A 25,509-nucleotide genomic window follows, 5' to 3' on the forward strand; every position below is an offset into this window, starting at 1 on the left:
AGTCTGCCTGGGAGGCCGGCATGACCGAGAAGGTGCTGCTCCTGGGGGGCACGGGGGAGGCCCGGCGGCTGGCCGAGGCGCTCACCGCCGCGGGGGTCGACGTCCTCAGCTCGCTGGCCGGCCGGACGGCGCACCCGGTGCTGCCGCCGGGGGAGGTGCGGATCGGCGGGTTCGGCGGCGCGGAGGGGCTGGCCGACTGGCTCCGGACCGACCCGGTGCGGGCGGTCGTCGACGCGACGCACCCGTTCGCCGCCGCGATGACCGCGCACGCGGCGCAGGCGGGCAGGGCCACCGGGACGCCGGTGCTCCGGCTGCAGCGGCCGGGCTGGCGCGCGCAGCCGGGGGACGACTGGCGGTGGGTGAACTCGCTCGAGGCGGCCGCCGAGGCGGTGGCCGGCTTCGCGCACGTCTTCCTCACCACCGGCCGCACCGGCCTGGGCGCCTTCGCGGGGCTGACCCAGGAGGTGCTGGTCCGCTCGGTCGACCCGCCGGAGCCGCCGCTGCCCGAGCGCACCACCGCCGTCCTCGAGCGGGGGCCGTTCACGGTGGAGGAGGAGCTCGCCCTGATGCGCGAGCACGCCGTGGACGTGGTCGTCACCAAGGACTCCGGCGGGCACCTCACCGAGGCGAAGCTGACCGCCGCGCGCGAGCTGGGCATCCCGGTGGTCGTGGTGCGCCGGCCGCCGCTGCCGCCCGGGATGCCGGTGGTGGGGACGGTCGACGAGGCGCTGGCGTGGCTGGGGATCAGGCCGAGCGGCTCCCGCGGAACGCCCAGACCGTGAGCCACACCGTGCCGACGGTCAGCAGCATCGCCCCGGGCACGTGCGCCGCCAGGACGGCGGCCGAGCCGAGCGCCGCCTGCACGAACGTCGCGACGAACACCAGCCCGGCCAGCGCGACCGGCCACAGCGGACCCCGGGAGCGGCGCCAGTGCAGCGCGGTCGCGGCCAGCAGGAGGCCCGTGGTCACGTGCAGCGCGATCGCCCCGGCGCCGTGCGCCCCGAGGACGTCGGACCCGCCGAGCAGCTGCCCCGCCGTGGCGAACTGCCAGAGCAGCGCGAGCAGGGACAGGGCCGCCGCGACCTGCAGGGGGCGCTGGCTGGTGGCCGTGCCGGCGGGCGCGGCGGCGGTGCGGGTCATCTCGACGGTCCTCCAGAGGGAACAGGCGTGCCCGAGTCCTTGAGAGTTCATGCAAGCAGCTGTCCGGCGGATGCGGAAGGGGATCGGCTGGTCCTGTTCGACCTCGACGGCACGCTGGTCGACTCGACGCCGGGCATCTGGGCGTCGGTGCGGGTGGCGGCGGCGCGGCTCGGGCTGCCCGACCCGACCGAGCGGCAGCTCACGGCGATGGTCGGCCCGCCGTTGCAGGACGGGTTCGCGCTGGTCCTCGGCGTGCCGCTGCCCGACGTCCCGCGGGCGGTGGCCGCCTACCGGGCGCACTACTCGGCCGGCGCGCTGCTCGACGTCCGCGTGTACGACGGCGTCCCCGAGCTGCTGGGCCGGCTGGCCGCGAGCGCCACGCTGGCCGTCGCCACCAGCAAGCCCGAGACCTTCGCCGTCCGCGTGCTCGAGCACACCGGGCTGCTGCGGTTCTTCGCCTCGGTGCACGGCGCGACCCTGGACGGCGCCGTCCGGCACAAGGACCAGGTGGTCGGCGCCGCGCTGGCCGCGCACCCCGGCGGGCGCGATCCGGTGCTGGTCGGCGACCGGGCGCACGACGTCCTGGGCGCCGCCGCGCACGGGCTGCCCTGCATCGGCGCCGGCTGGGGCCCCGCCCCGCCGGGCGAGCTGGCGGAGGCCGGCGCGCTCGTCGCCGCCACCCCCGCGGAGGTTCCCGCCGCGCTGGCGGAGGTCCGCCAGGGGTGAGCCGGGGCGCGGAGGGGCAGGAAGGCAGGCGTGTCCGCCGCCCCGCGCCTGCCCGATGCGCTCGAGGCCCTCCGGGACCGCGTCGCCGCGGCGCCCCTGCGGCTGGCCACGGCCGGCCGGGATCCCGCGCTCCGGACCGCCCGTGCCGTGGTCGACCAGATCGACGACTACCTGCTGCCGCGGCTGCGCGACCTGGACGCGCCGCTGCTGACCGTCGTCGGCGGCTCCACCGGCGCGGGCAAGTCGACGCTGGTCAACAGCCTGCTGGGGACGGCGGTGAGCCCGGCCGGCGTGCTGCGGCCCACCACCCGCGCACCCGTGCTGGTGTGCGCGCCGGCCGACCGGGCCGCCTTCGCGGGCGACCGCGTGCTGCCCCACCTGGCGCGCACGACCGGTGCCGACGGCGACGGCACCAGCGGCCTGCGCCTGGTCACGAGTGACGCGCTGCCGACCGGCCTGGCGCTGGTCGACGCCCCCGACGTGGACTCGGTCGTCGAGGCCAACCGCGATCTCGCCGGTCAGTTGCTCGCCGCGGCCGACCTGTGGATCTTCGTGACCACCGCCGCCCGGTACGCCGACGCGGTGCCGTGGGAGCTGCTCCGGACCGCCCAGGAACGCGGGACGGCGCTGGCCGTCGTGCTCGACCGGGTGCCGCCCGAGGCGGTGCGCGAGGTCGCCGACGACCTGGCGGGGATGCTGCGCCGCGCGGGCCTGGCGGCCGCGGCCCTGTTCGTGATCGAGGAACGGCCGCTCGTCGACGGGCTGCTGCCCGAGGAACAGTTCGGCCCGCTCCGGTCCTGGCTGCACGGGCTGGCCGCCGACCAGGAGCAGCGCGCCGCCGTCGTCCGCCAGACCCTCGCCGGGGCGCTGGAGAGCCTGGACGGGCGGGTCGCCGGGGTGGCCGCCGCCGTGGACGAGCAGGCCGCGGCCGCCGACGCGCTGCGGGCCGCCGCCGCCACCACCTACGACCGGGCCCGGGCCGAGGTGGCCGAGGGGGTCGCCAACGGCAGCCTGCTGCGCGGGGAGGTGCTGGCCCGCTGGCAGGAGTTCGTGGGCACCGGCGAGTGGATGCGCAGCCTGCAGGGCCAGGTGGGCCGGCTGCGGGACCGGGCCACGGCCGCGCTCACCGGCCGGCCGACGCCCGCGGCGGGGCTGCAGGACGCGCTGGAGTCGGGGGTGGAGGTGCTGCTGCGGGCCGAGGCCGACGAGGCGGCCGAGCGCACGGTGCTCGGCTGGCGCACGCTGCCCGGCGGGCCCGGCCTGCTCGCGGGCCGGGAGGGCGAGCTCGACCGCTGCTCGCCGAAGTTCGCCGACGCGGCCGCCGACGAGGTCCGGGACTGGCAGGGGCACGTGCTCGAGCTGGTCCGGGCCGAGGGCGCCGGCAAGCGGTCGAAGGCCCGCGCGCTGTCGTGGGGCGTGAACGGGGCCGGCGCGGTCGTGATGGTCGGCATCTTCGCCCAGACCGGCGGGCTGACCGGTGGGGAGGTCGCCGTCGCCGGCGGCACGACGGCGGTCGGGCAGCGGGTCCTGGAGGCCGTCTTCGGCGACGCGGCGGTGCGCGGCCTGGCCGCGCGCGCCCGCTCGGACCTCGACGGCCGCACCGACCGGCTGCTGCGCGGCGAGCAGGACCGGTTCGACGTCCTGGTGGACGACGCCGCCCCGCCACCCGGCAGCGCGGGGGAGCTGCGCGCCGCGGCCCGCGCGCTTGCCGGCGCCCGGCGGGAGGAGCGGTGACCCGGCTGCTCGCCCGCCGGGAGCCGTCGCTCGGTGACCGGCTGGCCGCCCTGCGGGAGGCGGTCGAGGTCGCCGACGGCCGGCTGGAGCTGCCCGAGCTGGGCTCCGCCCGCCGGCTGCTGGCGAAGGCCGGGGCGCGCGAGGCGCTGGGCGACGCCACCGTGGTCGCGCTGGCCGGCGCGACCGGCAGCGGCAAGTCGACGCTGTTCAACGAGCTCTCCGGGGCCGAGGTGAGCAGCCCGGGGGTGCGCCGGCCGACCACCGGGGTGGCCCACGCCTCGGTGTGGGGCGAGCACGGCAGCGACCGGCTGCTGGACTGGCTGCAGGTCCCGCGGCGGCACCGGGTCCCCGATCCCGATCCGGCGCTCGACGGGCTGGTGCTGCTGGACCTCCCCGACCACGACAGCGTCCGGCTGGAGCACCGCCTCGAGGTCGACCGGCTGGTCGAGCTCGTCGACGTCCTCGTGTGGGTGCTCGACCCGCAGAAGTACGCCGACGCCGCCGTCCACGAGCGCTACCTGGCCCCGCTCGCCGGGCACGCCGGGGTGCTGCTCGTGGTGCTCAACCAGACCGACCGGCTCGACCCGCCCGCCGTGCAGGCGTGCGTCGCCGACCTGCGCCGGCTGCTGGACGCCGAGGGGCTCGCCGCGACGCCGGTGCAGCCCACCTCGGCGCGGACCGGCAGCGGGCTGGCGGAGCTGCGGGCCGAGCTCGCCCGCCGGGTGGCGGCCCGCCGGGCCGCGTCCGACCGGCTGGCGGCCGACGTCCGCGGGGTCGCCGCCGAGTTGGCGGCGCACTGCGACCCCGACAGCCCCGACCGCGGCGGCCGGGACGGCGGCGACGGGCTGACCGACGCCCTCGCCGACGCCGCCGGGGTGCCCGCCGTGGTCGGCGCCGTGGAGCGGTCGGCGCGGCGCGAGGGGACGGCGCGCACCGGCTGGCCGCTGGTGCGCTGGACCGCCCGGCTGCGGCCCGACCCGCTGCGGCGGCTGCACCTGGGCGACGAGCGCGCCCGGACGTCCCTGCCCCCGGCGGGCGCGGTCCAGCAGGCGGCGCTGACCGCGGCGCTTCGCCGGGAGCGGACCGCGGCCGGCGACGGCCTGCCGCAGGCCTGGCGCGACGACCTGCGGCGCACCCTCGAGGTCAGCGAGGGCCGGCTGGCCGACCGGCTCGACCGCGCGGTGGCCGGCACCGACCTCGGGCCCGACCGGGTGCCGCTCTGGCAGCGCGCGGTCGGCGGGCTGCAGTGGCTGCTGGCCCTGGCCGCGCTGGCCGGGGCGCTGTGGCTGCTCGTGCTCGTCGTCCTCGGCTGGCTGCAGCTCGACGACGTCGTCCCGCTGCCCCGGGTGCAGGGCCTGCCCGTGCCGACGCTGCTGCTCGGCGCCGGGCTCCTGGCCGGCGCGCTCGTGGCGCTCGTGGCGCGGCCGTTCGTGCTGCTCCGCGCCCGGCGGCGCGCCCGGCAGGCGCGGCGCCGGCTGACCGACCGGATCGCCGAGGTGGCGCGCGAGGAGGTGCTCGAGCCGCTGGCGCAGACCGGCGAGGCCCACCGCCGTTTCTGCGCGGCGGTGAGCCGGGCGGCGTCCTGACCGTCAGCCGGGCAGCAGCGCCTCGACGCGGTCGGCGGCGCTCGGCCGGGTCTTGGCCTCGACCGCGAGGACGTCGGCGAACCGCCGGGCCGCCTCGGCGTAGGCCGGGTCGTCGAGCACCCGGCGCACGGCCGCGGCGATCCGCTCGGGCGGCGCCGTCCTGTCCACCCGGACGCCGGCGCCGAGGCGCAGCACGCGGACGGTGTTGTCCCGCTGGTCGCGGCCCATCGGGATGCAGACCAGCGGCACACCGGCGGCCAGCGACTTGAGCACGCTGCCGTGGCCGGCGTGCGTGACGACGGCGGCGGCCTCGGCGAGGACCGCGCGGTGCGGCGCGGCCCGGACCACCCGCACGTCGGCCGCAGCCGGGACGTCCGCCGGGTCGACCGCGCGGCCGGTGGTGAGCACCGCCCGCACCGGCAGCCCGCCGAGCGCCGTGGCCACGCGGCGGAGCAGGTCGACCTGGTCCTGGAACACCGAGCTGGTCGCCACCAGGACCAGCGGCAGCTCACCCTCGGGGCGCCAGTCGCCGCCGGCGGCCCAGTCGGGGTCGTCGAGCTGCGGGCCGACGAAGTGCACGTTCGCCGGGATGTGCGGCGACGAGAAGTCGAACGACGGGCTGGTCAGGACGAGCACCTCGGCGCAGCGGTCGAACAGCTCGAACATGTCGCGGACCGGCGGTCGGCCGTTGGCCGCGAGCACCGGGTTCAGGCCCCGCAGGAACCGGTGGAGCAGCCGCCGCATCGCGGCCCGGATGACCGCGTCCCGGGCCCGCCCGAGGGGTCCGCGGGGCGGCAGCCAGCCCGAGGCCATCACCGGCAGCCCCGGGGTCGGGCGCAGGTAGATGTTGGCCATCAGCGCGGCCGTGGGCCGGCCGGTCGCCTGGGCGCCGATCAGCATCCCGGGCAGGGAGTCGGAGACGATCACGTCCACCGGGTGTTCCCGCACGGCGGCCACCACGTCGGCCGCGAAGCCCGCGGCCGGGCCGACGATGAAGTGGTCCCGGGCGGCGCGGAGCTGAGCCAGGCCGTTGCCGCTCTCCAGCTCGGCGATCAGCGCGGTCTGCTCGGCGATCGAGTCGAGGTGTGGCGCCGTCCGCCACGAGCGGAAGCCGCAGCCGGCGGCCCGGGCCGACGCCTCCGCGGTCGGGTCGCCGAGCACCAGGACCGAATGACCCCGGCGGACGAGTTCCGCGGCCAGGCCCATGGCGGGCGGAAGGGTGCCACCGGCGTCGATCACCGCGAGGAGGAACCGTCCCCGCGGCCGGTCAGGGAACTCGGCCATCTCGCACCCCCCGGGGGAGTCGCGGCCATGGTCACCGTCCGGGCGCGCCCGCGGAAGGGTCGCCGGGCCCCATGTGTGGAACCCGAGGCCGGATGGGCAAGCGCCCGGCATGAGAGACAACCCGAGCCTCCACGCGCTCGCCCTCGTCTGCAGCCTGAAGCCGTCGCCGGCGCCGTCCAGCAGCGAGAAGCTCGCGCGCGAGGTGCTCGACGCGCTCGGGGAGCTCGGGGTGTCGCACGAGGTGGTCCGGGTGGTGGACCACGATGTGAAGCCCGGTGTCGAGGTCGACATGGGGGACGGCGACGAGTGGCCGGCGATCCGCGAGAAGCTGCTCGCCGCCGACATCCTCGTCCTCGCCACGCCGACCTGGGTCGGCCACATGACCAGCATCGCCCAGGGCGTGCTGGAGCGGCTGGACGCCGAGCTGTCGGAGACCGACGACTCCGGCCGGCCGCTGATCGCCGGCAAGGTCGCCGTGGTGGCCGTCGTCGGCAACGAGGACGGCGCGCACCACATCAGCGCCGACGCCTTCCAGGCGCTCGCCGACGTCGGCTTCACCATCCCGGCGCAGGGCGTCACGTACTGGAACGGCGAGGCCATGCAGGGCGTCGACTACCTCGACGTGGAGCAGACGCCGGAGCCGGTCGCCCAGGCCACGCAGACCCTGGCCGAGAACGCCGCGCACCTGGCCCGGCTGCTCAAGGCCAACCCCTACAGCTGACGGCCGTCGCCCCGCTCAGGCCGCGGCGGTGCCCAGCAGTCCGAGCTGCTGGGCCTTGACCACCGCCTCCAGCTGGGAGCGGGCGCCGAGCTTGGCGTGCAGCCCCTTCACGTAGCCGCGGCAGGTCTCCTGCGTGATCCCGAGGATCCGGGCGATGCCCTTGACCTGCATGCCGCGGCCCAGGCAGTCGAGCACCTCCTGCTCCCGGCGGGTCAGCTGCGGCCGGATCTCGTCGACCGGCGCGACGGGGGCACCGGCGGTCGGCGCGGCGGAGAACGTGGACGGCGCGACCAGCATCTGGCCGGCCCGCACCCGGGAGATGATGTCGAGCATCTCGGCCAGCGAGCCGTCCTTCGGGATGAAGGCCGACGCGCCCGCCTGCGTCGCGCGGACCACCCACTCCGGATCCCGGTGCGCGGATACCACGGCGACGACGGTGGCCGGCGCGACCTGACGCAGCCGGCGGGTGGCGGACAACCCGTCCTCCCGCGGCATCTGGATGTCCATGACCACGACGTCCGGCTGGAGGTCCTCGGCCGTCGTGACGGCCTCAGCGGCGGAGTGCGCCGTCCCCACCACGTCCATCCCCGCGGCCGCCAGGGCGCCGGAGAGCAGTTCGGCGAAGGTCCGGTGGTCGTCGACGACCAGCACCCGCGGCGCGGCGGGGGCGGTCGGGTGATCGAGCTGGTCGGGCCGGTCGAGGGCGAGGGTCACGATCGTCTCCAGATCAGGCCGTGCGGGCGGGGTCTCCCGCCGACAGCACCGACCATGACCGCCCGACCGCAGGGCCACCACGACGGATCCGCAAGGAACGCGCAAGATCCGGCGGCCGCCTCCCGGGAGCCGCTCAGGCGGCGAGCGGCTCGGTCTCCGGGGTGGACTCCTCGGCGGACGTCCCGGCCCGGCGCAGGCGCACGGTGACGCTGGCCGCGGCGACCAGGGCCAGGACGATGACGACGCCGCCGTAGATCTCCGTCGTCCGCCCGAGCCCGATGCCGCTGACCGCGAGGCCCGCGGCGATCGCCGGCAGGCTGAACGCCAGATAGCCGACGACGAACGTGGCGGCCAGCAGGCCGGCCCGGTGCCCGGGCTCCACGCCGTGCGTGATCATCGCGATCGCGCCCAGGAACGAGGCGCCGAAGCCGAACCCGGTGACGACGGCGGCCACGAACAGCAGCGCCAGCGAGCCCACCAGGACGGCGGTGACCGTGCCGGCCACGCCCACGGCGAAGGTCAGCGAGCCCGCGACCAGCGCCTTCTCCGGCGCGACCGACCGCATGGCCAGCGACCCGAAGACGCCGGTGCCGTTGAGCGCCAGGATGAGCAGGCTGCCGACGACGTGGTTGTCCACGCCGAAGACCTCGGCCACCAGCGACGGGCCGAGCGAGGCGTAGAGCCCGCCGAGCGCCCACGCGGCGACCACCACCGGCAGCGCGACCAGGAAGGGGGCCCGGTTGCGCGGCGGGATCTCCACCCGCGGCCGCAGCGAGCGGAGCGCGCCCGGCACCCGCGGCGAGGACTCCGGCAGGAGCAGGACCCCGGGCACGGCCAGGACGAAGACGGCGGTCAGCGCCCCGAACACCCACTCGGTCGGGGAGGGGACCAGCTGCACGAGCAGCCCGGCACCGACCGCCCCGAGGGACAGCCCGATGCCGGGGGAGGCGGCGTTGATGAAGGGGGCGAGCGGCCGCTCGGCGCGCTGCAGGTCGAGCAGCCACGCGCCGAGGGCGCTGGTCAGCGCTCCGGTGGCCAGGCCCTGCACGACCCGGGCCGCGAGCAGCCAGCCGACGCCGTCCGCGGCGAGGAACAGCGCCATCGCGACCGCCTCGAGGGCGAAGGCGGCGGCGATGACGGGGCGGCGTCCCACGTGGTCGGACAGCCCGCCGACGACGAGCAGGGAGCCCAGCAGCGCGAACGCGTAGATCGCGAAGATCGTCGTCAGGACGCCGGAGCTGAAGCCGAACTCCTGCTGGTAGACGCGGTAGAGCGGAGACGGGACACCCGACGCCGCGAGCATGAGCACCAGCAGGACGGCGACCGACCAGAACGCGGCCGGTCGGGACAGTCGGCGGCTCGGCACGACATCGCCAAGGCCCTCGACGGCGCCCGCATTCCCGCCGCCCGGCGTGCCTTCCCCGCGGCCCTCCTCCTACTCGTGGGTGCGGGGGGTCCAGACGGCGCCGGACGGGCCGACGCGGGTGCGCGAGGAGCCGACGAGCACCAGGCAGCGCATGTCGACGGTCTCCGGGTCGAGGTCGCCGAGGGTGGTCACCACGACCTCCTCCTCCGGCCCGCCGACGTCCCGGCCGACGACGACCACGGTGTCCGGCGACCGGTTCTCCAGCAGCACCTTCTGCGCCTCGCCGAGCTGGTGCGGGCGGGCCCTCGACCGCGGGTTGTACAGCGCGAGCACCAGGTCGGCCGACGCCGCGGCGCGCAGCCGCTCGACGACGACCTCCCACGGCTTGCGGACGTCGGACAGCGACAGGACGGCGAAGTCGTGGCCGAGCGGCGCGCCCACCCGGGAGGCCACCGCCTGGGCCGCGGTCAGCCCGGGCAGCACCCGCACCCGGACGCCGGCGAACTCCGGCCGCTCGGCGACCTCCAGCACCGCCGCGGCCATCGCGAAGACGCCCGGGTCGCCGCTGGAGACGACGGCGACCCGGCGTCCGGCCTGCGCGAGGGTCAGCGCGTGCGCCGCCCGCTCGGCCTCCACCCGGTTGTCGCTGGGGTGGCGGGTCTGCCGCGGATTGGCCGGCACCCGGTCCAGGTACGGGCCGTAGCCGACCAGGTCGTCGGCGGCCGCGAGCGCGTCGGCGGCCTCCGGCGTCGTCCACGAGCGCTGGCCCGGGCCCAGCCCGACGACGACCACCTCTCCGGCGTGCGGCTCGGGAGCGTGCTCCTCGGCCTGCGGCTGCGGCCCGGTCAGCGGGCTGGGCAGCAGGGCGAGGGAGAAGTAGGGCACGGTCGCGGGGTCGACGTCGGCCAGGGGGAGCACGCGCTGCTGCTCCGTCGTCGCGCGCTCGACGTAGAAGGCGCGGTCCAGCACGCCGGCGGCCTCGAACGCCTCGCGCACGGCGGGGAACGTGCGGCCGAGCTTCATCACCGCGGCCGCATCCGTCGTCGCCAGCCACTCCGCCAGCTCCTCGGACGAGAGCGTGCCGGGCAGCACGGTGAGCACCTCGTCGCGCTCGACCAGGGGCCGGCCGAGCACCGCCGCGGCCCCGCTGACGCTGGTCACCCCGGGCACGACCTCGGTCGGGTACCGGTGCGCCAGCCGCTTGTGCATGTGCATGTAGGAGCCGTAGAAGAACGGGTCGCCCTCGGCCAGGACGACGACGTCGCGGCCGGCGTCGAGGTGCGCGGCCAGCCGGGCCGCGGCGTCGGCGTAGAACTCCTCGATCGCGCCCTGGTAGCCGCCGGGGTGGTCGGTGGTCTCGGTGGTGACCGGGTAGACCAGCAGCTCCTCGATCTGTCCCTCGCGCAGGTAGGGCGAGGCCAGCGCCCGTGCCACCGACCGGCCGTGCCGCGCGGCGTGGAAGGCGACGACGTCGGCGGCGCCGATCAGCCGGGCGGCCTTGACCGTGACCAGCTCGGGGTCGCCGGGCCCCAGCCCCACCCCGTAGAGGCGGCCGCTCATTCGACGTCGCTCGCGATCGCGTTCACGGCCGCGGCGGTCATGGCCGAACCGCCGCGCCGCCCGCGCACGACGAGGAACGGCAGGTCGGAGGCGGCCAGCGCCTCCTTCGACTCCACGGCGCCGACGAACCCCACCGGGATGCCGAGGACGGCGGCCGGCCGCGGGGCGCCGGCCGCGACCATCTCCAGCAGGTGGAACAGCGCGGTGGGGGCGTTGCCGATCGCGACGACGGCGCCGCCGAGCCGGTCGCGCCACAGCTCCAGCGCCGCCGCCGTCCGGGTGGTGCCCAGCGAGGCGGCCAGCCCGGGGGTCCGCTCGTCGTGCAGCGTGCAGACGACGTCGTTGTCCTTGGGCAGCCGGCGGCGGGTGATGCCGGAGGCGACCATCTCCGCGTCGCACAGCACCGGCGCGCCGGCGTCCAGGGCCTCGCGTGCCCGGCGGACGACGTCGGGGGAGAAGGCGAGGTCGGCGACGAGGTCGACCTGCCCGCAGGCGTGGATCATGCGGACCGCCACGCGCGCGACGTCCTCGGGCAGGCCCGCGAGGTCCGCCTCGGCGCGGATCGTCGCGAACGAGCGCCGGTAGATCGCGGCGCCGTCCTTCTCGTAGTCGTACATCGGTACGGGAGGCTACGTGGCGCGGGGCGCGGGTAGCGGCGGTGCATGGCGCTGCCCCGGATCCTCGTCCTCGTCCTCGCCGGCGGAGCAGGCGGCCGGCTCGAGCTGCTCACCGAGCACCGGGCCAAGCCCGCCGTCCCCTTCGCCGGGGTCTACCGGCTGATCGACTTCCCGATGAGCAACTGCCAGCACGCGCGGATCGCCGACGCGTGGGTGTCGGTGCAGTTCCACCCGGCGTCGCTGTCGGACCACCTGGCCAACGGCCGGCCGTGGGACCTCGACCGCACCTACGGCGGGCTGATGACGCTGCCGCCGTACCAGGGCACCGAGCGCGGCGGCTGGAACGAGGGGACGGCGGACTCGCTGTGGCGGCAGGCCGAGCTGATCCGCGGGTTCGGTGCCGACGCGCTGGTGGTGGTCAGCGCCGACGCCGTCTACAAGCTCGACTACCGCGAGGTCGCCGAGGCGCACCTGGGTTCCGGCGGCGAGGTCACGATGGTGACCACGGAGGTCGCGGCCGACGACGCGTCGCGCTACGGCATCGTGCGGGTCGAGGGCGACCGGGTGGTCGACTACGCCTACAAGCCCGACGAGCCGGCGACGACCACCGCCACCAACGAGGTCTTCGTGTTCTCGCCGGAGGCGACGCTCGACCGGCTGGAGGCGCTCGCCGCCGACGTCGGCGAGGAGGGCCTCGAGGACCTCGGCAGCCACCTGCTGCCGGCGCAGACCGAGGACGGCGCCGCGCGCGCGTACCCGCTCGACGGGTACTGGCGCGACGTCGGCACGGTGCCGGCGTACTGGGCGGCGCACCAGGACTTCCTGGCCGAGGAGCCGCCGCTCGACCTCGACGACCCCGGCTGGCCGGTGCACACCCGCGGCGGCCGGCACAGCGCGGGGCGGGTCCTGCGCGGGGCGCAGGTCGAGCACAGCCTGCTCTCCGGCGGCACCCGGGTGGCCGGCGCGGTGCGGGGCTCGGTGCTCTCGCCGGGCGTCGTCGTGGAGCCCGGTGCCACCGTCGTCGACTCGGTGCTGCTGCCCGGGGTCCGGGTGCGGTCGGGCGCGACGGTCACCCGGGCGGTGCTGGACGACGGCGTCGACGTGGGGAAGGGCTGCTCCGTCGGCGGGGACGGCGACATCACGCTGGTCGGCCGCGCGGCCCGGCTGGACCCGGGGACGGCGATCGAGGCCGGCGCCCGCTTCCCCGACCCCGACGACGACGCGGGTTGAGCCGGGCGGTGGCTCAGTCCACGCGGTAGCCGGTGCCGGTCGCGACCACGTCGACGACGTCCCCGCGGGGGCGGCCGCAGCGGCGCTCGCACCCGGCCCAGTGCTGCCGCGCGCCGCCGGCCGGGAGGGTGCCGGTGGCCACGGCGGCGGCCGCGTCGGCCCGGACGTCGGCGAGCGACCTCGCGCAGCCGGGCCGGCCGGCGCAGGCGCTCACCCGCAGCCACGCGCTCCCGGCGTCGAAGACGATGCCGGTGCGGTGCAGGTCGACCGCGGCGTCGTCGACGGCGTCCTCGGCGAGGTCGGGCACGACGACGCTGCGCCACGGGGTCACCTGCACCTCGTCGGCGAGCCGGGCGAGGAGGACGGCCTGTGCTGCGCTCAACCGGCCGAGCGGGACGACGCCGATCAGCGCGATCCGCCCGTCCCCCTGTGTCTCCGCCCCGACCGGTCCGACCACCGGGGCGGCCGGCACCTCGACCCTCTCGCCGACGGGCCCGTGGAGCCGGGCGGCCACCCGGGTTCGGCCGTCGTCCAGCTCGGTCAGCCGCCAGGCGGTGCCCCCCTGGGCGGCCCGCTCGTCGGCGAAGGCCCGGGTGGCGGCGAGCAGCAGGTCGACGGCGTCCTCGGGGACCGCGCGCAGGCCGCTGTCGGCGCCGCCGAGCAGCAGCGCGACCGAGCCGCCGGCCAGCGCGAGCAGGCCGACGTCCCCACCGAGGCCGGAGACGTCGCCGCGGCCGTCGTCGAGGGTGGCGAGGAACCGGCCGGGCAGGTCGGCCAGCGCCGGGTCGGCCCGCAGCCCCTCGTCGAACGCGACCACCCACGGCCGGACGTCGACCAGCCCGCCGGCGCGGCCGGACAGCGTGCTGGCCAGCACGTTGCGGACCCGCTCGTGCGTCGCGCTGGGCAGCAGTCCCGCCGCGGCCAGCCGGTCGCCCAGCTCGGGCTCGGCGCCGGCCGCCAGCCCGCGCAGCTGCAGGTTGCCGCGGCTGGTCATCTCCAGGGCCCCGTCGCCCAGCTCGCGCGCCGCAGCCGCGAGCACGCGAAGCTGCCCGGCGGTGAGCCGGCCCCCGGGCACGCGGACGCGGGCGAGCGCGCCGTCGGCGGCGGCGTGGGTCTGCAGCGCGCCGGGGCAGGCGTCGGCGCGCAGGCGCGGAGCGGTCATGGCGGGACGAGGCTACGTCGGTCGGGGAGGGCACGGGCCGACGCCGGCGGGAAGCCGGAGGCGCTCGCTGCCGTTGCACCCCGCGTGAGCACGAGCTTCGAGCTGGACCTGCACTCCGAGTACCTGCGCGCCGACCTGTTCCTGGCGATGGGGCAGCCGACCGAGGCCGCCCGCATCCTGACCGCGGTGGTCGAGGCCGAGCCGGCCAACCAGGCCGCCCTCGAGCTGCTGGCGCGGGCCTACTTCGGATCCGCCCAGCTGGGGCGCGCGGAGGAGACCCTCACGCGGCTGGTGGAGCTGGCCCCGGCCAACGGCTGGGCCCGCCGCGCGCTGGCCCGCACCCTGGAGCGGCAGAGCCGCGCCGCCGAGGCCGCCGTCCACCACCGGATGGCCGACGCCCTCGGCGCCGCCTGAGGTCAGCCCCTGCGGGCCGCCAGGGCCGTGGCGGCCGCACCGACCGCGGCGACCAGCAGGAAGCCGACCGTGATGCCGGTCCCGGGATCGGCGTCCAGGCCGGTTGCCAGCGAGTAGCTGCCCGCGCCGAGCAGCGAGCCCACGACCACTGCCGCGGTCTCGGCGAACGCCACGGCGCCGGCGACCGCCGCGACCCGCTCGGGGTCGAGGTCGTCGAACGCCTGCGCCGACATCCGCGCATAGGCCAGGCCGATGCCGAAGCCGGCGACGCCCCAGGCCACCACGGCGAGGACCAGCGCCGCCGTCGGCCCGAGGAGCCCGGTCTGCGCCAGCGCCTCGGCGAGCAGGCCCAGGACGACCAGGACCGTGCCGACGGTGCTCCGGTCGGGCCGGCGGCCGGCCGGCGCCGGTGGCAGCAGCCCGGTGACCGACCACGCCACCAACCCCGCGCCGAGCGCCACGGCCCCGGCGACCACACCGCGCCCGAGCCCCTCGACGACGGCGACCGGGATCAGCCCGTCGCCGCCGAAGAACGCCGTGATCAGCCCGCCGAAGGAGAGGACGACGGCTGTCCGTCGCCGGCTGTCGGCGGTGGCCCGGGCCAGGACCCGCACCCCGGCGCCGCAGGCCACGAGCAGGCCCGCGGCCAGCAGCGGCACGCCCCAGGCGCCGCGGGTGGTCGCCGCCGAGGCCACCGCCAGGCCGGCCGCGACCAGCAGGCCCGGACCGAGCGAGGTCTCCCGGCGGCCGGACGGCGCGGGGATCAATCCGGCGTCGCGGCCGATGAGCACCCGGGCCACCACGACCACGACGACCGGCCAGGCCATCGCCCAGCGCCAACCGGCCCACACCGCGATCGCGGCGTTCGCGGCCGGGCCGGCCAGCGAGGGCAGCAGCCACACCAGGGCGAACAGGGAGAGCACCCGCGGGCGGACGTCGTCCTCGAACAGCCCGCCGATCGCGGACAGGCCGAAGGCGGCGAGCAGGCCTCCGGCGACGCCCCGCAGGACGCCGCCGGCGAGCAGCCAGCCCATCGCCGGCGCCGTCGCGGACACGGCCACGCCGGCGACGTACAGCACGGTCGCGAGCGCGAGGTTCTGCCGCGGGGGCAGCCGCGCCGTCACGCCGGGCCCGGCCGCCAGGACGACGATGCCGGTCAGGAAGCCGGCGGACAGGGTCGCCCCGTAGAGCGCCCCGCCGTCGAGCTCGCGCGCCGCCAGCGGCAGCACCGTCGCGTACGCGATGCCCTGGACGGCCGCGGCGAACTCGGCCAGCAGGAGGGCGGCCAGCAGGCGGCCGCGGCGGCCGGCGAAGACGGCGCGGAGGCTGGTCCTCGACGTCGTCCCCTGCTCGCGCACGGCGCCACCTTGCGGAACGGCGCCGTCACGCGCAAGCAGGCGTCCTGCTAGGCGGCCTGTTCCGCCGCGACCGGGGAGAGCCGGACCAGCGAGATCCGCCGGGACACCACGGCCTGGTAGTCGTCGTAGGTCGGGCACCTGGCCATGAGCGCATCCCACAGCCGCTGCCGGTCGGCCTCCGGCACCTGGGCCGCGACCACCTCCGTGCGCCGGCCGCCGATCTCCGTGGCGCCGCGCGGATCGGCCTGCAGGTTCAGCCACCACTGCGGCTCGCGGTCGAGCCCGCCGTTGGAGGCGGCCACGACGAGGTCGTCGCCGTCCCGGACGTAGAGCAGCGGGGTGGTGAAGGTCCGGCCCGAGCTGCGCCCGGTGTGGGTCAGCAGGACGACGTCGCCGCCGCGGAAGGTCCGGACCAGCCGGCCGCCGGAGCGCCGGTGCATCGCGACGTGGAGTTGTGGGCCGTACTTGGCCAAGACCCCGACCTTGTTGATGGCGGTGAGGATGCGCGTCGTCCTCACCGCACACCGCCGAAGATGCGGGCCTCGCGGCGGTCGAACCGGCGGGCCATGACCCGGGCCAGCAGCACCAGGGCCGGGTTCGCGCCGGGCATGCGGCCCAGCGCCTCGGTCGGGCAGCCCGACGCGATCCAGCCGATCACCGCCGGGATCTCGCGCGCGGTGTAGTCCTTGGCGAAGACCTCCTCGTCGAGCCGCGTCCAGTCCTCCGGCGTGAGGTGCTGCTGCACCAGCGTCATCCCGTCGCTCTCCTCGTGCGCCAGGTGCGCCAGCAGCGCGTCGCGCAGCTCGGCGGCGGTGCGCGCCAGGCGGTCGCGAGTGGACTCGTCGCCGGCGCCGTCGGCCAGCGCGCGCAGGTCCGCGGTGACCGACGCCAGCAGCGGGTCGATGACGCTGTGCTCCGCCTCCAGCGCGTCGAGCACGGTGGCGTCGGCGCCCCGCTCGGCCAGCAGCGGCCACAGGCCGACGTCCTCACCGTGGTGGTGCTTGTGCAGCACGGAGGCGAACAGGCCGAAGCGGCGCTCGATCCGCCGCCACCGGTCGCGGTCGGACGCCGGCACGACCGGGGCGACCTCGGCGAAGAGGTTCAGGTCCCGCCGGAAGGCGCGGTGCATCAGGTACATGCCGGCCAGGTCGACCGGGCCCTCCGGTGCGGCGTACTGACCCTCGAGCATCAGCTGGGTCGGGTGGGCGGTGGCGGCGGTCACGACTGCTCTCCTTTGAGTAGATCAGCACTCTAACGAATAGCGCGATGCTAGAGTGAAACCGTGACGGCGGGCAAGAGGGTCTACAACTCGCCGCTGCGGGCCGAGCAGGCGCAGCGGACGCGGGCCGCCGTGCTCGACGCGGCGGGGCGCTGCTTCCTCGGCAAGGGCTACGCGGCGACGACGATGAAGGACGTCGCCGCGGAGGCCGGGGTCTCGGCGCAGACCGTCTTCGGGCAGGGCAGCAAGGCGTCGCTGCTGCTCGCCTGCGTCGACCGGGCCGTGGTGGGCGACGACGAGGAGGTCCCGCTCCGGCAGCGCGACCGGTTCACCCGCCTGGTCGAGGCGCCGGACCGCGCGGCCAAGCTGGACGCGGCGCGGGAGATGGCGCGGGCCTACGTGCCGCTGACGATCCCGATGATCCGGGTGTTCGCCGACGCGGCCGCCGGCGACGCCGAGATCGCCGAGGCCTGGGCGGAGTACGAGCGACGGCGGCTGCAGGACGGCCGCCTGCTGATCGGCTCCTTCGCCCCGTGGCTGCGCGCGGACCTCGACGTCGACCGGGCGACCGAGATCTTCTGGGCGCTGTTCTCCCACGTGCCGGCCGACAACCTGATGCGGGTCCGCGGCTGGTCGCTCGACGAGTACGTCGACTTCCTGGTCGACGCGGTGGACCGGTTGCTCCTGGACTGACCCCATGGCGAAGTACCTGGTCAACGAGGCCGGCGTCGCGCACGCGCGCGAGCTCATCGCGGCCCGGCGGTACGTGCTGCGCAGCGAGTGGGGCCGGGTCCAGCCCACCGCCGAGGACGAGAACGACGACCTGGCCAGCCACTCCTGGGGCGAGTACGGCGCCTGGCACCTCGCGCTCACGGAGGGCGTGACCGAGGACACCAAGGCGCGCGACGGCTTCGTCTACCGCGACTTCCGCCGCGTGCACCGGATGGGCATCATCGCCCGGCCTCGTCCCGGGACCCGCCCCGAGCTTGCGAGGGGTGGGGAGGACGAGGTCCTTCTGCTGCTGCAGCTGCTGGACGCGACCCGTGCCTGACGCCGACGCGGGCTGTGCTGTGCTGGGGCGGACGTCGAACAGGAGACCTGTCATGAACCGCCGCACCACCCCGCGCCTGCTGCTCGTCCTCGCCCTGTCCGCCTCGCTGGCCGCCTGCGGCGGAGGGGACGACGGGTCGGCGCAGTCCGGATCGAGCGCGGCCTCCTCGGCCTCGGCGCAGGCGTGCGAGAGCCGCGAGGCGACGCAGCCGGCGCCGGCCGAGGTGTCCGACGATCTCTCGGTGGCCCCGACCGTGCCGGCCTCGGACGCCCCGCCGCCCTGCGACCTGGTGATCAGCGACGTGGTCGTGGGTACCGGCGCGGAGGCCGTCGACGGGACGACGGCCGAGGTGAAGTACGTCGGGGCCTTCTACGAGACCGGCGAGGAGTTCGACTCCTCGTGGAGCCGGGGCGCGGACGAGACGTTGCCGGTCCCCGTCGGCGCCGGGCGGGTCATCCCCGGCTTCGAGCAGGCCCTCGAGGGCATGCACGTCGGCGGTCGCCGGATGGTCACCATCCCCAGCGACCTCGGCTACGGCGACCAGGGGACCGGCCCCATCCCCGGCGGGGCGACGCTGGTCTTCGTGCTGGACCTGGTGCAGGTCTCCTGACGCCCCGGCGGGCGCCGCTCACTTCTCGCCGTAGCGCTCGAGACGCGGGTCGTCGCGGGGCACCTGCCGCAGCGAGGTCAGCATCTGCTCGATCGGTCTCGGCGACGACGTCCTCGACGTCGTCGGGCAGGACGTGCCGGCGGGCGTAGCGCACCACGACGGGCGTGGTCGCGCCAGAGCCGGTCGAAGCGCTGCTCCCGCTCACTCACCGGCACTCCTCAGCTCTCGCACACCTGGGAGTGTCCGGACGGGTGCCCGGGGTTAAAGGTGCCCCCGGCCAAGGCCGTGTCCTGGGCGTCCGGCCGCCCCGACTACCGTCGCCCGCGATGAGCGACCAGCGCGTGTTCACCCTGCTGTCCACCAGCGACACCGACCTCCTCTCCGCGCGGGCCAGCGGCGCCGGCTGGCGGCTGGGCAACCCCGCCCGGCTCGACGACGCCGGCATCGCGGCGCTGGTCGAGGGGGCGGCGCTGGTCGTCGTCCGGCTGCTCGGGGTGCGGCGGCAGTTCGAGGAACTGCTCGCGCCGCTCCTGGCCGGCCCGGCGCCGGTCGTCGTCCTGGGCGGGGAGCAGCTGCCGGACGCCGAGCTGATGGCGCTGTCCACGGTTCCGATGGGCGTCGCGACCGAGGCGCACGGGTACCTGGCGCAGGGCGGCCCCGCGAACCTGGTGCAGCTGCACCGCTTCCTCTCCGACACCGTGCTGCTCACCGGCGAGGGCTTCGAGCCGCCGGCGGTCGCGCCGGACTGGGGCGTGCCGGACCACATGTCGGCCGGCGCCGGTCCGCGGATCGCCGTCCTCTACTACCGGGCGCACCACCTCGCGGGGAACACCGCCTTCGTCCAGGCGCTGTGCTCGGCGATCGAGGACGCCGGCGGCTGCGCGCTGCCGGTGTTCGTGAACTCGCTGCGCAGCGTCCCCGACGAGCTGCTCGACACCCTGCGCACCGCCGACGCGCTGGTGGTGACCGTGCTCGCCGCCGGCGGCTCGCGTCCGGCCACCGCGTCGGCCGGTGAGGACGACGGCGCCTGGGACGTCGGCGCACTGGCGGCCCTGGACGTGCCGGTGATCCAGGGCCTGTGCCTCACCCGCTCGCGCTCGGAGTGGCTGGCCGACGACGACGGCCTCTCGCCGCTCGACGTCGGCAACCAGGTCGCGATCCCCGAGTTCGACGGCCGGCTGATCAGCGTGCCGTTCTCGTTCAAGGAGACCGACGCCGACGGCCTGACGTCGTACGTGGCCGACCCCGAGCGGGCCGCGCGGGTGGCCGGGACGGCGGTGGCGCACGCCCGGCTGCGGTCCACGCCGCCGGCCGAGCGGCGGATCGTGCTCATGCTGTCGGCCTATCCGACCAAGCACGCGCGGATCGGCAACGCCGTCGGCCTGGACACCCCGGCGTCCGTCGTCCGGCTGCTGGCCGCGATGCACGGCGAGGGCTACGACATCGGCCCGTTCGACGGGCCTGCTGCTCTCCCGGGCGTGGCCGATCTCGACGGCGATGCCCTGGTGCACGCGCTGATCGCCGCCGGCGGGCAGGACGCCGACTGGCTCACGTCGGAGCAGCTCTCCGGGAACCCGGTGCGGATCCCGGCGGCGTCCTACCGCGCGTTCTTCGACACGCTGCCCGCCGACCTGCGCGACGCGATGGTGGCGCACTGGGGCGAGCCGCCGGGCTCGCTGTTCGTGGACGACGACGCGATCGTCTTCGCCGCGCTCCGCGCCGGCAACGTCGTGGTGATGGTGCAGCCGCCGCGCGGCTTCGGCGAGAACCCGATCGCGATCTACCACGACCCGGACCTGCCGCCCTCGCACCACTACCTGGCCGCCTACTGGTGGCTGCGGTCGGAGTTCGGCGCGCACGCGGTCGTGCACGTGGGCAAGCACGGGAACATGGAGTGGCTGCCCGGCAAGACGGTCGGCCTCTCCGCCTCCTGCGCGCCCGACGCGGCGAGCGGCGACCTGCCGCTGGTCTACCCGTTCCTGGTCAACGACCCGGGCGAGGGCTCGCAGGCCAAGCGGCGGGCGCACGCCACGCTGGTCGACCACATGGTGCCGCCGATGGCGCGCGCCGACTCCTACGGCGACATCGCGCGGCTGGAGCAGCTGCTCGACGAGCACGCCAACGTCGCGGCGATGGACCCGGCGAAGCTGCCGGCGGTGCGGGCGCAGATCTGGACGCTGATCCAGGCGGCCAAGCTCGACCACGACCTGGGGCTGAACGAGCGGCCCGAGGACGACCACTTCGACGAGCTCGTGCTGCACGTCGACGGGTGGCTGTGCGAGATCAAGGACTCGCAGATCCGCGACGGGCTGCACGTGCTCGGCGTCCCGCCGACCGGGTCCGACCGGGTCGACCTGGTGCTGGCCATGCTGCGGGCGCGGCAGATCTGGGGCGGCTCGGTCGCGCTGCCCGGGCTGCGGGAGGCGCTCGGCCTGCCGGAGGGCGCTTCCCGCGTCGACACGGACGCGGTCGAGGCGACGGCGCACGCCCTGGTAGCGGCGATGGAGTCGGCCGGGTGGACGTCGTCCGCGGTGCCCTCTGTGGTCGTTGAGGTGCTCGGGCGTTCCGACGACGCGGTCGCCGCCGTCCTCCGGTTCGCCGTCGACGAGGTGGTGCCGCGGCTGGAGCGCACCACCGACGAGCTCACCGCCGTCCTGCACGCCCTGTCCGGCGGCTACGTCCCGGCCGGGCCGTCCGGCTCGCCGCTGCGCGGGCTGGTCAACGTGCTGCCGACCGGGCGGAACTTCTACTCGGTCGACCCGCGCGCGGTGCCCTCGCGGCTGGCGTGGGAGACCGGTCAGGCGATGGCCGAGTCGCTGGTGGGGCGCTATCTGGCCGACACGGGGGAGTACCCGCCGTCGGTCGGGCTGTCGGTGTGGGGGACATCGGCGATGCGGACCTCCGGCGACGACGTCGCCGAGGTGCTCGCGCTGCTCGGCGTCCGGCCGGTGTGGGACGACGCCTCGCGGCGGGTGACCGGGCTGGAGCCCATCCCGCTCGACGAGCTCGGCCGGCCGCGGATCGACGTCACGGTGCGGATCAGCGGCTTCTTCCGGGACGCCTTCCCGCACGTGGTGACCATGCTGGACGACGCGGTGACCCTGGTGGCCGGGCTGGACGAGCCTTCGGAGCAGAACTTCGTGCGGGCCCACGTCGACGCCGACCTGGCGACGCACGGCGACCGGCGTCGGGCGACCACGCGGGTGTTCGGCTCGAAGCCGGGCGCGTACGGGGCCGGGATCCTGCCGCTGATCGACTCCCGCAACTGGCGCGGGGACGCCGACCTCGCCGAGGTGTACGCGGTCTGGGGCGGGTACGCGTACGGCCGCGACCTGGACGGGGTGGCCGCGCGGCCGGACATGGAGGCGGCCTACCGGCGGATCGCGGTCGCGGCGAAGAACGTCGACACCCGCGAGCACGACATCGCCGACTCCGACGACTACTTCCAGTACCACGGCGGCATGGTGGCGACGGTCCGGGCACTGACCGGTTCCGCGCCGGCTGCCTACATCGGCGACTCGACCCGCCCGGAGTCGGTGCGCACGCGGTCGCTGACCGAGGAGACCTCGCGGGTGTTCCGCGCGCGCGTGGTCAACCCCAAGTGGCTGGCCGCGATGCGCCGGCACGGCTACAAGGGCGCCTTCGAGCTCGCCGCGACGGTCGACTACCTGTTCGGCTACGACGCGACGACCGGCGTGGTCGACGACTGGATGTACGAGAAGCTCACGCAGACCTACGTCCTCGACCCGGAGAACCGCGAGTTCCTGGAGCGGGCCAACCCCTGGGCGCTGCACGGGATCGCCGAACGGCTGCTCGAGGCGGCGGACCGCCGCATGTGGGCGGCACCGGATCCTGCGCTGCTCGCCGAGCTGCAGCAGGCGTACCTCGACACCGAGGGAGACCTCGAGGGCGGCGACACCCCCGCGGGGGCTCGCGCCTGAGCGCGGAGCGGCCGGCGCTGAATTCGGCGGTACATGGCGCTCGTCATAGCGGACTGTCACCCGATCGGGGCACCCTGTAATCGTGAGAAGCAAGTACATGACCGGCGCCAAGCGCATCGTGGCGGTCGGCGCCTCGTCCGCCGTCGGCGTGCGCGCCGACGACAAGCCGGCGGGAGTGGCCCACGCCGTCACCCGCCTGTTCCGCACGGCCGAGGACGTCGCCCTCTGCGGCACGAACGTGATCGCGCTGCCCCACCGCGACTGGACGGAGCCCACGGTCGGCGTGCTGCGCTGCCGGACCTGCGAGGAAATGGCCTCCTGAAGAAGGACCCCCTGCCCCCCAACGCTCGCAGGCTCGCGTCGGGACCCTGCAGGGGGCCGGATGGTCAGGTCACCACGGCGGCGGCGACCAGCAGCGTGGCCGCCGCCGCGACCTCACCCATCGCACCCATGACGTCGCCGGTGACCCCGCCGAGGCGGGTGGACGCGCGCGCCCTCAGCACCTCGGCGGCGAGCAGCCCGGCGATGGCGGCGGCGACCAGCCGGGCGGCGTCCGCCGGGCCGCTGACCAGCCACTGCAGCGCACCGGCCACGACCGCCGCCGCCACACCGCACCCCGCCAGCCAGCCGGGGGAGACCGTGCCGGCGACCGCACGGCCGAGCGAGGAGCCGGCGGCCATCGGCGTGCCCGGCAGGCCGGTGCGTGCCATGGCCAGCCGCGCCGTGACGACGGCGGTGACCGGCGCGGCCCACTGACCCGGCAGGAGCACGGTCAGGCAGGCGACCTGCAGCAACACCGTGAGCAGCACGGTGAGCACCCCGAACGGGCCGATGTCGCTCTGGTGCATCACCTCCAGCGCACGCTCCCGGCCCCGAAGCGGGCCCAGCCCGTCGGCGGTGTCGGCGAGGCCGTCCAGGTGCAGCCCGCGGGTCAGGGCGGCGAGGACGGCGACGGTCAGGACCGCCCCGGCGAACGGCGAGACCAGCCGCGCGCCGAGGACGCCGATGCCCGTGGCGACCGCCCCGAGGACGAGCCCCACCAGCGGTGCCCACGGCAGCACGCCGCGGGTGCTCGCCGCCGCAGCGGCCGGCACCCGCAGCACGGTCAGCAGCGCGGCGGACTCCAGCGGGCCGGTCCACCTCATCGCAGCCGCTGCGGCAGGCCGGCCACGACGAACCAGACCTCGTCCGCGGTGCCGGCCAGCCGCTGGTTGACCGCGCCGAGCGTGTCGCGGAACAGCCGGCCCGACCGTGTCTCGGGCACGACCCCGAGCCCGACCTCGTCGCTGACCGCCACCACGTGCGCCGGTGTCATCGCCCACGCGTTGACCAGCGCGTCGCAGCGGCCGGCCAACCGGTCGAGCGCGCCGGGCTCGTCGGCCCAGACCCCGGTCTCGTCCATGAGCGCGGCGACCCAGGTGGTCACGCTGTCGACGAGGATCGTGCCGCCCCGCAGCAGCTCGGAGGGGGCGGTCGTCTCGACCGTCGTCCAGCCGGCCGGGCGGCGGGCGCGGTGCGCGGCGACGCGCGCGGCCCACTCGGCGTCGCCGTCCGCCCGGACCGAGGTGGCCAGGTAGGTGACGTCGGGGACGCCGGTGAGCAGCGACTCCGCGTGCGCCGACTTGCCCGACCGGCTGCCGCCGAGCACCAGGACCCTGCTCACAACTCCAGCCTGGTGACCGTGCCGTTGTGCGGGGTGACCGCCGGCATCGCCTCCGGCCCCAGGCCGGCCGCGACCGCCTGGGCCGCACGGATGGTGTCGCCGTGCGTGACGAGGGCGACGACCCCCGCGGGGGGCCGGTCCCGCAGCTCGCGCAGGTAGCCCGCCACCCGTGCGTGCAGGCCGGCGAGGCTCTCACCGCCCTCAGCCGCCCAGTGCGGATCGGTCCAGTCGACGACGTCCCACAGCTCCCGAGACGGGCGGCCCTCGAGGACGCCGTAGCCCTGCTCGCGCAGCGCCGGCGTGGTGGTCACCGGCAGGCCGGTGGCCCGGGCGCAGTGCTCGGCGGTCTGGACGGCCCGGTGCAGGTCGCTGGAGATCAGGGCGCCGGGGCGCAGCGCCGCCAGCTCGCGGGCGGCGGCCGCCGCCTGTTCGTGCCCCAGGGCGGTCAGCGGCACGTGCGCCGTCTGGCCCTGCATCCGGCCGGCGGCGTTCCACTCGCTCTGCCCGTGGCGGACGAGCAGCAGGGTCAGCGGGCCGGTCATCGTGGTCGGAGCGTAGGCGAGGGCGCGGCGGAGGCGTGCGCCCGCGTTTCGTACCGTCGTCCCCGTGACCATCCCCGTCCGGCCCGGTGCCGCCCGGTCCGCCGACCGACCGAGCGGACCCGACCCGCTGGCCCACCTGATCGAGCTCCCCGGCGTGACGGAGGCCGCCGGCTCGGCCCGGGCCGCGATCGACCGGCTGCTCGCGCACCGGCTCATGCGCAACCGCTCCGCGGAGGTCAGCACCGAGTCGGCCCTGCGCGGCGCCCGTGCCTCGGCCGCGCTCGACGGCGTGGACGTGCCGCTGGCCGAGCTGCGAGCGGGCGCGGTCGAGGACCCGGTCGTGCAGGGGGCGTTGCGGGTGTCGGTCGCGCTGGGCTCGATGGTCGAGACGTGGCCGCGGGCGCCGGGGCAGGTGCTCGCGCGGCTGCACGTGCTCGCGGCCGCCGACCTGGTCGACCGGTCGGCGCTGGGCCGGCCGGCCCCGCACGCCGGCCCGCGGCTGGCGGGGCTGTTCGGGCTGGTCGCCGTGCAGACCACGATCCCGGCGGTGCTGGTCGCCGCTCTCGTGCACGGCGAGCTGGCGGCGATGGCGCCGTTCGGGGCCGCCGACGGCGTCGTCGCCCGGGCCGCCGCCCGGCTGACCGGCATCACCCGCGGCCTGGACCCCAAGGCGGTGTCGGTGCCGGAGGTGGGCTTCGCCGAGCTCGGCCGGGACGCCTACGCCGCGGTCCTCGCCGGCTACGGCTCGGGTGAGCCCGAGGGGCTGGCCGGCTGGCTGGTGCACTGCTGCCGGGCGACCGAGCACGGCGCGGTCGAGGGCCTGGCCATCGCCGAGGCGATCCTGCGCGGCTGAGCCCGGCAGACTGCTCGC

The 25,509-nt window shown here is 76.5% G+C and carries 26 protein-coding genes; 13 read left to right on the top strand and 13 right to left on the bottom strand.

The window, feature by feature from the left end:
- The first annotated feature begins 20 nt into the window (after nucleotides 1-20).
- Nucleotides 21-782 carry a cobalt-precorrin-6A reductase gene (locus tag AB3388_RS01905; RefSeq protein WP_495409060.1) on the top strand — a complete coding sequence of 254 codons (762 nt, stop codon included), beginning with the start codon at nucleotides 21-23 and terminating at the stop codon, nucleotides 780-782.
- Here AB3388_RS01905 and AB3388_RS01910 read toward each other — a convergent pair.
- Nucleotides 745-1,140: a hypothetical protein gene (locus AB3388_RS01910; RefSeq protein ID WP_495409061.1), complete on the bottom strand. Its 396-nt coding sequence runs from the start codon at nucleotides 1,138-1,140 to the stop codon at nucleotides 745-747. The two genes, AB3388_RS01905 and AB3388_RS01910, sit on opposite strands and share 38 nt — an antisense overlap.
- Before the next feature lie 27 nt (nucleotides 1,141-1,167).
- Between AB3388_RS01910 and AB3388_RS01915 the strand changes: the two genes are divergently transcribed.
- Genes AB3388_RS01915 through AB3388_RS01925 form a run of 3 tightly spaced genes read left to right on the top strand, consistent with a single transcriptional unit; the run spans nucleotide 1,168 to nucleotide 5,186 of the window.
- The gene (locus tag AB3388_RS01915) at nucleotides 1,168-1,866 is read left to right on the top strand and encodes an HAD hydrolase-like protein (protein WP_495409062.1); all 699 of its coding nucleotides are present in this window, start codon (nucleotides 1,168-1,170) and stop codon (nucleotides 1,864-1,866) included.
- Between the two features lie 30 nt (nucleotides 1,867-1,896).
- On the top strand, nucleotides 1,897-3,600 hold the full coding sequence (locus AB3388_RS01920; RefSeq protein WP_495409063.1) for a GTPase family protein: 1,704 nt from the start codon (nucleotides 1,897-1,899) through the stop codon (nucleotides 3,598-3,600).
- Nucleotides 3,597-5,186, top strand: coding sequence for a GTPase (locus AB3388_RS01925; RefSeq protein WP_495409064.1), 1,590 nt, complete (start codon nucleotides 3,597-3,599; stop codon nucleotides 5,184-5,186). The genes AB3388_RS01920 and AB3388_RS01925 overlap by 4 nt, the downstream gene beginning before the upstream one ends.
- 3 nt (nucleotides 5,187-5,189) lie before the next feature.
- Here AB3388_RS01925 and AB3388_RS01930 read toward each other — a convergent pair whose 3' ends face one another.
- Complete coding sequence (locus AB3388_RS01930) at nucleotides 5,190-6,470, bottom strand: nucleotide disphospho-sugar-binding domain-containing protein (RefSeq protein ID WP_495409065.1); 1,281 nt, start codon at nucleotides 6,468-6,470, stop codon at nucleotides 5,190-5,192.
- A gap of 109 nt (nucleotides 6,471-6,579) precedes the next feature.
- Here AB3388_RS01930 and AB3388_RS01935 point away from each other — a divergent pair, with 109 nt between their 5' ends.
- The gene (locus AB3388_RS01935; protein ID WP_495409066.1) at nucleotides 6,580-7,191 is read left to right on the top strand and encodes a flavodoxin family protein; all 612 of its coding nucleotides are present in this window, start codon (nucleotides 6,580-6,582) and stop codon (nucleotides 7,189-7,191) included.
- Between the two features lie 15 nt (nucleotides 7,192-7,206).
- On the opposite strand, the gene AB3388_RS01940 is transcribed toward AB3388_RS01935, so the two are convergent.
- The 4 genes from AB3388_RS01940 to AB3388_RS01955 all read right to left on the bottom strand — a co-directional run bounded on the left by AB3388_RS01940 (nucleotide 7,207) and on the right by AB3388_RS01955 (nucleotide 11,448).
- Nucleotides 7,207-7,905, bottom strand: coding sequence for a response regulator (locus AB3388_RS01940; protein ID WP_495409067.1), 699 nt, complete (start codon nucleotides 7,903-7,905; stop codon nucleotides 7,207-7,209).
- Nucleotides 7,906-8,038: 133 nt separating this feature from the next.
- Complete coding sequence (locus AB3388_RS01945) at nucleotides 8,039-9,271, bottom strand: MFS transporter (RefSeq protein WP_495409068.1); 1,233 nt, start codon at nucleotides 9,269-9,271, stop codon at nucleotides 8,039-8,041.
- 69 nt (nucleotides 9,272-9,340) lie between these two features.
- Nucleotides 9,341-10,831 carry a precorrin-2 C(20)-methyltransferase gene (locus AB3388_RS01950; protein ID WP_495409069.1) on the bottom strand — a complete coding sequence of 497 codons (1,491 nt, stop codon included), beginning with the start codon at nucleotides 10,829-10,831 and terminating at the stop codon, nucleotides 9,341-9,343.
- Nucleotides 10,828-11,448 carry a precorrin-8X methylmutase gene (locus AB3388_RS01955; protein ID WP_495409070.1) on the bottom strand — a complete coding sequence of 207 codons (621 nt, stop codon included), beginning with the start codon at nucleotides 11,446-11,448 and terminating at the stop codon, nucleotides 10,828-10,830. Before AB3388_RS01955 ends, AB3388_RS01950 begins: the two co-directional genes overlap by 4 nt.
- 45 nt (nucleotides 11,449-11,493) lie before the next feature.
- Here AB3388_RS01955 and AB3388_RS01960 point away from each other — a divergent pair, with 45 nt between their 5' ends.
- A complete protein-coding gene (locus AB3388_RS01960; protein ID WP_495409071.1) occupies nucleotides 11,494-12,678 on the top strand; it encodes a glucose-1-phosphate adenylyltransferase family protein in 1,185 nt (394 codons plus the stop codon).
- Between the two features lie 13 nt (nucleotides 12,679-12,691).
- Here the strand turns inward: AB3388_RS01960 and cobG are convergent, their stop codons facing one another.
- Nucleotides 12,692-13,840: a precorrin-3B synthase gene (gene cobG, locus AB3388_RS01965; protein ID WP_495409072.1), complete on the bottom strand. Its 1,149-nt coding sequence runs from the start codon at nucleotides 13,838-13,840 to the stop codon at nucleotides 12,692-12,694.
- An 84-nt stretch (nucleotides 13,841-13,924) separates the two neighbouring features.
- On the opposite strand from cobG, the gene AB3388_RS01970 reads away from it, so the two are divergent.
- Complete coding sequence (locus AB3388_RS01970; RefSeq protein ID WP_495409073.1) at nucleotides 13,925-14,254, top strand: tetratricopeptide repeat protein; 330 nt, start codon at nucleotides 13,925-13,927, stop codon at nucleotides 14,252-14,254.
- A 2-nt stretch (nucleotides 14,255-14,256) separates the two neighbouring features.
- On the opposite strand, the gene AB3388_RS01975 is transcribed toward AB3388_RS01970, so the two are convergent.
- Genes AB3388_RS01975 through AB3388_RS01985 form a run of 3 tightly spaced genes read right to left on the bottom strand, consistent with a single transcriptional unit; the run spans nucleotide 14,257 to nucleotide 16,834 of the window.
- The gene (locus tag AB3388_RS01975) at nucleotides 14,257-15,612 is read right to left on the bottom strand and encodes an MFS transporter (protein ID WP_495409074.1); all 1,356 of its coding nucleotides are present in this window, start codon (nucleotides 15,610-15,612) and stop codon (nucleotides 14,257-14,259) included.
- Between the two features lie 47 nt (nucleotides 15,613-15,659).
- Nucleotides 15,660-16,130, bottom strand: a complete 471-nt coding sequence (locus AB3388_RS01980; RefSeq protein WP_495409075.1) for a nitroreductase family deazaflavin-dependent oxidoreductase — start codon at nucleotides 16,128-16,130, stop codon at nucleotides 15,660-15,662.
- Entirely contained in the window at nucleotides 16,127-16,834 is a 708-nt protein-coding gene (locus AB3388_RS01985) for a hemerythrin domain-containing protein (protein WP_495409076.1), read from the bottom strand. The genes AB3388_RS01980 and AB3388_RS01985 overlap by 4 nt, the downstream gene beginning before the upstream one ends.
- A 60-nt stretch (nucleotides 16,835-16,894) precedes the next feature.
- Here AB3388_RS01985 and AB3388_RS01990 point away from each other — a divergent pair, with 60 nt between their 5' ends.
- The 5 genes from AB3388_RS01990 (at nucleotide 16,895) to AB3388_RS02010 (ending at nucleotide 22,755) form a co-directional block, all read left to right on the top strand.
- Nucleotides 16,895-17,524 (top strand): TetR/AcrR family transcriptional regulator, encoded by a 630-nt coding sequence (locus AB3388_RS01990; RefSeq protein WP_495409077.1) that lies wholly within the window; start codon nucleotides 16,895-16,897, stop codon nucleotides 17,522-17,524.
- Between the two features lie 4 nt (nucleotides 17,525-17,528).
- A complete protein-coding gene (locus tag AB3388_RS01995; protein ID WP_495409078.1) occupies nucleotides 17,529-17,882 on the top strand; it encodes a hypothetical protein in 354 nt (117 codons plus the stop codon).
- A 52-nt stretch (nucleotides 17,883-17,934) separates the two neighbouring features.
- Nucleotides 17,935-18,492: an FKBP-type peptidyl-prolyl cis-trans isomerase gene (locus AB3388_RS02000; protein WP_495409079.1), complete on the top strand. Its 558-nt coding sequence runs from the start codon at nucleotides 17,935-17,937 to the stop codon at nucleotides 18,490-18,492.
- A gap of 326 nt (nucleotides 18,493-18,818) precedes the next feature.
- Nucleotides 18,819-22,433 (top strand): cobaltochelatase subunit CobN, encoded by a 3,615-nt coding sequence (gene cobN / locus AB3388_RS02005; protein ID WP_495409080.1) that lies wholly within the window; start codon nucleotides 18,819-18,821, stop codon nucleotides 22,431-22,433.
- Nucleotides 22,434-22,515: 82 nt separating this feature from the next.
- Nucleotides 22,516-22,755: a hypothetical protein gene (locus AB3388_RS02010; RefSeq protein ID WP_495409081.1), complete on the top strand. Its 240-nt coding sequence runs from the start codon at nucleotides 22,516-22,518 to the stop codon at nucleotides 22,753-22,755.
- Between the two features lie 64 nt (nucleotides 22,756-22,819).
- Here the strand turns inward: AB3388_RS02010 and AB3388_RS02015 are convergent, their stop codons facing one another.
- The 3 genes from AB3388_RS02015 to AB3388_RS02025 are packed head-to-tail and all read right to left on the bottom strand — an operon-like array spanning nucleotide 22,820 to nucleotide 24,638.
- Nucleotides 22,820-23,578, bottom strand: a complete 759-nt coding sequence (locus AB3388_RS02015) for an adenosylcobinamide-GDP ribazoletransferase (protein WP_495409082.1) — start codon at nucleotides 23,576-23,578, stop codon at nucleotides 22,820-22,822.
- On the bottom strand, nucleotides 23,575-24,096 hold the full coding sequence (gene cobU / locus AB3388_RS02020; RefSeq protein ID WP_495409083.1) for a bifunctional adenosylcobinamide kinase/adenosylcobinamide-phosphate guanylyltransferase: 522 nt from the start codon (nucleotides 24,094-24,096) through the stop codon (nucleotides 23,575-23,577). The genes AB3388_RS02015 and cobU overlap by 4 nt, the downstream gene beginning before the upstream one ends.
- Nucleotides 24,093-24,638, bottom strand: coding sequence for a histidine phosphatase family protein (locus AB3388_RS02025; protein WP_495409084.1), 546 nt, complete (start codon nucleotides 24,636-24,638; stop codon nucleotides 24,093-24,095). The genes cobU and AB3388_RS02025 overlap by 4 nt, the downstream gene beginning before the upstream one ends.
- A 64-nt stretch (nucleotides 24,639-24,702) precedes the next feature.
- On the opposite strand from AB3388_RS02025, the gene AB3388_RS02030 reads away from it, so the two are divergent.
- Nucleotides 24,703-25,491 carry a Fic family protein gene (locus tag AB3388_RS02030; RefSeq protein ID WP_495409085.1) on the top strand — a complete coding sequence of 263 codons (789 nt, stop codon included), beginning with the start codon at nucleotides 24,703-24,705 and terminating at the stop codon, nucleotides 25,489-25,491.
- The last annotated feature ends 18 nt before the right edge of the window (nucleotides 25,492-25,509 follow it).

This window comes from Geodermatophilus sp. SMS 5-13, assembly GCF_059428245.1.

Bases quoted from the DNA above. Each gene is read 5' to 3' on its own strand.
- AB3388_RS02000 (WP_495409079.1), top strand. From the start codon at position 17,935: ATGAACCGCCGCACCACCCCGCGCCTGCTGCTCGTCCTCGCCCTGTCC.
- AB3388_RS01960 (WP_495409071.1), top strand. From the start codon at position 11,494: ATGGCGCTGCCCCGGATCCTCGTCCTCGTCCTCGCCGGCGGAGCAGGC.
- AB3388_RS01950 (WP_495409069.1), bottom strand. From the start codon at position 10,831: ATGAGCGGCCGCCTCTACGGGGTGGGGCTGGGGCCCGGCGACCCCGAG.
- AB3388_RS01995 (WP_495409078.1), top strand. From the start codon at position 17,529: ATGGCGAAGTACCTGGTCAACGAGGCCGGCGTCGCGCACGCGCGCGAG.
- AB3388_RS02025 (WP_495409084.1), bottom strand. From the start codon at position 24,638: ATGACCGGCCCGCTGACCCTGCTGCTCGTCCGCCACGGGCAGAGCGAG.
- AB3388_RS01930 (WP_495409065.1), bottom strand. From the start codon at position 6,470: ATGGCCGAGTTCCCTGACCGGCCGCGGGGACGGTTCCTCCTCGCGGTG.
- AB3388_RS02015 (WP_495409082.1), bottom strand. From the start codon at position 23,578: ATGAGGTGGACCGGCCCGCTGGAGTCCGCCGCGCTGCTGACCGTGCTG.
- AB3388_RS01935 (WP_495409066.1), top strand. From the start codon at position 6,580: ATGAGAGACAACCCGAGCCTCCACGCGCTCGCCCTCGTCTGCAGCCTG.
- cobG (WP_495409072.1), bottom strand. From the start codon at position 13,840: ATGACCGCTCCGCGCCTGCGCGCCGACGCCTGCCCCGGCGCGCTGCAG.
- cobN (WP_495409080.1), top strand. From the start codon at position 18,819: ATGAGCGACCAGCGCGTGTTCACCCTGCTGTCCACCAGCGACACCGAC.
- AB3388_RS01955 (WP_495409070.1), bottom strand. From the start codon at position 11,448: ATGTACGACTACGAGAAGGACGGCGCCGCGATCTACCGGCGCTCGTTC.
- AB3388_RS01905 (WP_495409060.1), top strand. From the start codon at position 21: ATGACCGAGAAGGTGCTGCTCCTGGGGGGCACGGGGGAGGCCCGGCGG.
- AB3388_RS01910 (WP_495409061.1), bottom strand. From the start codon at position 1,140: ATGACCCGCACCGCCGCCGCGCCCGCCGGCACGGCCACCAGCCAGCGC.